General features: G+C 54.0%; 2 protein-coding genes and 2 pseudogenes. All 4 read left to right on the forward strand.

What is annotated here, in order from left to right; genetic code table 11:
* Nucleotides 1-8 precede the first annotated feature (8 nt).
* The 4 genes and pseudogenes from Q0349_RS06515 to Q0349_RS06530 all read left to right on the forward strand — a co-directional run bounded on the left by Q0349_RS06515 (nucleotide 9) and on the right by Q0349_RS06530 (nucleotide 4,492).
* A pseudogene (locus Q0349_RS06515) lies at nucleotides 9-540 on the forward strand (SDR family oxidoreductase).
* A 75-nt stretch (nucleotides 541-615) separates the two neighbouring features.
* A complete protein-coding gene (locus tag Q0349_RS06520; protein ID WP_298080071.1) occupies nucleotides 616-1,074 on the forward strand; it encodes an EVE domain-containing protein in 459 nt (152 codons plus the stop codon).
* Between the two features lie 220 nt (nucleotides 1,075-1,294).
* On the forward strand, nucleotides 1,295-2,956 hold the full coding sequence (locus Q0349_RS06525) for an MFS transporter (protein WP_298080069.1): 1,662 nt from the start codon (nucleotides 1,295-1,297) through the stop codon (nucleotides 2,954-2,956).
* 56 nt (nucleotides 2,957-3,012) lie between these two features.
* A pseudogene (locus Q0349_RS06530) lies at nucleotides 3,013-4,492 on the forward strand (ATP-binding protein).
* Nucleotides 4,493-4,655 lie beyond the last annotated feature (163 nt).

The raw sequence follows: 4,655 nt of genomic DNA on the forward strand, positions 1-4,655 counted from the left end.
TGAAACCCATGCGGCGGCGGTGCGTACGGCGGAACAGGTTTTCGGCGGGCTGGAATATTGCGGTCAACAATGTCGGCGCGCTGGGCGCGTACAAGCCGCTTGCCGAGCTGTCGCCCGATGAATGGCGCGACACGCTGGAGAGTAATTTGACCACCGCATTTTTGGGCGCACGCAGCCAGATTCCCGCCATGCTGCGGCGCGGCAGCGGCGCGCTGGTGTTTACGTCCAGCTTTGTCGGCAGCAGCGTTGCCCTGCCGAACCTGTCGGCTTACGGCACGGCAAAAGCGGCGTTGTGCGCGTTGGTGAAGGGCATTACCGCCGATTATGCGGCGCAGGGCATCCGTGCCAATGCGGTGCTTGCGGGCGGCGCGGACACGGATATGGCGGGCAACGCGGAACAAAAGGCATGGGCACGCGGTTAAACGCATCGCGCAGCCTGAGGAGATTGCCTCGGTGATTGCCTTTCTTGCTAGCCCGGCGGCGGGTTTTGTAACGGGCGCATCGCTGTTTGCCGACGGCGGCAATTCGTCGGTGAAGTAGCAGGTTTCGTCTTTGCCCGACGGCGTTTCAGGCTGCCTGAAATGCCGTCGGGCACCTTCAATCACAGGAGCATATGTGAAATATTGGATAGGCACAGTTTCCCAGGAACACGTTTTACGCGGTGTAGCAGGCGGCTTTTGCCAAGTCTGCCACGGCAAAGCCGCCCCGCTCAACCGCATGAAACGCGGCGACTGGCTGCTGTATTACAGCCCAAAAATCCGTTTGGACGGCAACGAAAAGCTGCAAGCCTTTACCGCGTTCGGGCAAATTCTGGACGACCGAGCCTATCCGTTTCAGATGAGCGAAACCTTTATCCCGTTTCGCCGTAATGTGGCGTATGCCCAAATTGTGCGCGATTGTCCGCTAGACATCGCCCGCCAGCATGGCGAATGGAAACAATACGCCAACCTGCTGCGCTACGGGCATTTTGAAATTTCGCAAGATTTTTTCAACCGGGTTACAAACTATATGCTCAGGCAGCCTGAAAATGCACCCGCACACACGCCAAACCCACAGCAAGCCAGCCTGTTTTAACGCAGTTTGCACGTTCCCAATCCAGTCCGCGTACGTGCCTGCGGCACACACCCTACGGGCAGCCTATAAAATACAAAGGCTGCCTGAAAACCCCCAAAACGTCGTCTGAAACCTTTTCAGACGGCATCACACCAACAACCGCCGACCACACAAAAACGTCGGGCATGAATGCCCGACCTACAAAACCAGCCCGACAAAACGCCTGAAAAAAGGAAACCCCATGCCCCTGCAATCCGGCGGCTACACCTTCAAGCCGCATGAAATGCCCTTTATGCCGGGTTCGCCCGCCTCGCCCGAGCATCCGAAAAAGCGGCGGCTCGCCTATCTCGCCATCGGTTTGTTGCTCGCGCTGTCGTCGGGCTTTCAAAACGGGCTGCTCACCGCCTCGCTGCCGCAGCTGCGCGGCGATTTGTCGCTCGATTTGCAGCAGGGCGGCTGGATTCAGGCGGCGTATTTCATGGCTTATGCCTGCATGAGCATTCTCTTTTTCAAAATCCGCAAGGCGTATGGATTGCAACGCTTTGTCCGCATCACCCTGTTCGCCCAGCTCGCCGCCAGCCTGCTGCAACTGGTTTACCACCATTACGAAGTGGAACTCATCGCGCGTGTTGCCGCCGCCGTCGCCGCCAGCGGCCTGCTGGTGCTGTCGATTTACTACATGATGCAGGGCTTTACCGGCACGAAAAAACTGGTCGGGCTGGTGTTCGGGCTGGGGCTGATGCAGGTCGGCACGCCGCTGGCGCAGAGCCTCGTGCCGCTGCTGTATGGCGACGGCGACCTCAACGGCGTGTTTGCCTTTCAGGCTGCCCTCGCGCTCGCCTGCTCCGCCTGCCTGTTCGCCCTGCCGCTGCCGCCCGGCATCACCGTGCGCAAATCGTTCACGCTGGTGGACGCCTTGAGCTTTACCCTGTTCGCCTCCGGCATCGCCCTGTTGTGCGCCTTTCTCGTGCAGGGGCGCACGGTGTGGTGGACGACGCAGTGGCTCGGCTGGCTGCTCGCGGGCGGGGCGGGGCTGACGGGGCTGGCGTTGTACATCGAATCGACGCGGCACAAGCCGATGCTGGACTGGCACTGGATGACCGTGCCGCAAATTCTCATCTTCGCCGTGATGGGTGCGATGGCGCGGCTCTTGACCTCGGAGCAGACCGTCGGCGCGGCGGGGCTGATGGGCGCGGTGGGCGTGGGCAGCGCGCAGATGAGCACGTTTTACCTGATTGTTGCGGGCGGAATGCTGGCAGGTGTGGTCGGCAGCCTGATTTTGCTGGATATCAACGACATCCGCCGCCCGGTGATGGTTGCGCTCGCCTGCTTTGCCCTCGGCGCGTGGCTGGACATCGGCGTGGGGATGCAGACCCGCCCGGCGCAGCTCTACCTCAGCCAGACCATCATCGCCTTCGCCACCCTGCTCTTTATGGGGCCGATGATGCTCGAAGGCGCGTTGCGCGCGCTGGCGAAAAGCCCCGACCACATCATGAGCTTCTCCGCCGTGTTCGGCCTGTCGCAAACCCTCGGCGGGCTGGCGGGTGCGGCGGGATTCAGCGCGTTTTTAACTTACCGCACCCGCGACCACCTCGCCGCCATCGCGCAAAACCTCACCCTTTCCAACCCCGCGCTCGCCGCCGACATCCAGCGCAACGCCGCCGCCCTCTCCGCCACCCTCTCCGACCCGGTGCTGCTGCAAGGCAAAGCCGTCTCGCAAATCACCGCGCAGGCGGGCAAAGAAGCGGCGGTGGCGGCATACAGCGACCTGTTCGCGCTGCTGGCGGCGATGGCGGCAGTCTCGACCCTCGTCGCCGTCGCCCTGTGGCTGTACCGCCGCCATTACAAGATTGATATTCTGGCGGCGGAGAAGGCGAAAGTGTTTGCGGCGTTAGGGCGGTGAGGCGGACTGAAAACCTGTACTCAACCGAATAAAATCATTTCAGATTAAGTGTAAAAATGAACGAAACCATATCCCGACACAATACATTAATTACCCGTAAATATTTGCAGACCGAGCCTGAGAATCAATATTTTGAACGCAAAGGGCTGGGTAAAGACCTGATCAAACCAGGGAAGATTGCCGAAGAATTAATTGGTATGCTCAATGCCGATGGTGGTTTGTTGGTATTGGGTATTTCCGATAAGGGAGAACTACAAGACCTCAACAGTTTGGCAAGCGATACATTGAACGAATACCGCAAGCTGGTGTTTGATTTCATCACGCCGCCATGCAATATTGTTCTGGAAGAAATCATGCTTGATGGCAACCTGATTTTTCTGTACCACGTTGAACAAGAGTTTGAACGTACCTTTTGCCACAGCGGTAGTAAGGATTATTTTTTACGTGTTGCCGATATCAACCGAAAACTGAATTTTGAACAAGTAAAAAAACTGGAGTATGACAAGAATATCCGCCAGTTTGAAGATGAAGTGGTTTCTGATTTTGATGAAGAAGACCTGGACAGGGAATTACTGGAAGAGTATGCCAAAAAATTAAATAAAGCAGATTGTTATGAATTACTCAAGGCAAGACATCTAATTAAGAAGAAAGATGGCAGGATACTGTTTAAAAAATCGGCCATCCTGCTGTTTGGCAAAAATCCCGAAAGCTATATTCCTACTGCCTCCGTTCGCTATATCCGTTATAACGGGGTAGATGAAAAAACCGGCGATTTGCACAATGTAAGCAAAGATCAGCGCTTTGAAAACAATATTCCCAATTTGATTATTGAGCTGCGAGATTTTCTCCGCATTGCATTGAACGACTACTATTTTCTCGATATTAAAGTTGGCCGTTTTGTCAAAATTGCGGAATACCCTGAATATGCGTGGCTGGAAGGAATCGTCAATGCCCTTTGCCACCGTTCTTACAACCGTCAGGGAAGCTCCATTTATATCAAACATTTTGACGACCGTCTTGAAATTAGCAATAGCGGCCCACTTCCTGCCCAAGTTACCGTTGAAAACATCAGAACGGAGCGTTTTGCTAGAAATCCAAGAATTGCAAGGGTTCTTGAGGATTTTGGCTATGTTCGTCAACTCAATGAAGGTGTCAAAAGAATTTATGAGACCATGGAGCAATCTATGTTATCTGTACCTGAATATTCGGTACGAAACAGCAATGTGTACCTGATACTGCGCAACCGAATCAGGGCGCATTCCAAAACCATACACACCGCAGTAATGAAAAAAATTGAAGAACATTGGAAAGAATACAATGAAACCCAAGCAAATATCCTGTTGTATCTATTTACTCAGGGAAGTGCCACATTGGGACAGATTGAAGAAAAAATCCAAATTAACAAAAATACCATACGCAACTACCTGAATGATTTCATTGCACAACATATCTTGGAGAAGAGAAGCGAGAAAAAAACGCGATGTCAACGCGTTGTATGGCTTTAAGCAAGGATCCGAGGAGCTTAAGCAAGGTTAAATTCAATATTCAACACATTGAGTTGAAAAGAATTTTTACTCATAAGCAAGATTTGCCTCCGATTAAGCAAGATTGCAACCCCGCCTGAACCCCCAACCTACGGAAACCGGTGGTGTCCTAAAATGTATGCTGATAAACGGCGGGCAAACAAAAAGCAACGGAG

The organism is uncultured Cardiobacterium sp. (assembly GCF_938028185.1).
In the GTDB taxonomy this organism is placed as follows: domain Bacteria; phylum Pseudomonadota; class Gammaproteobacteria; order Cardiobacteriales; family Cardiobacteriaceae; genus Cardiobacterium.

Bases quoted from the DNA above. Each gene is read 5' to 3' on its own strand.
- Q0349_RS06525 (WP_298080069.1), top strand. From the start codon at position 1,295: ATGCCCCTGCAATCCGGCGGCTACACCTTCAAGCCGCATGAAATGCCC.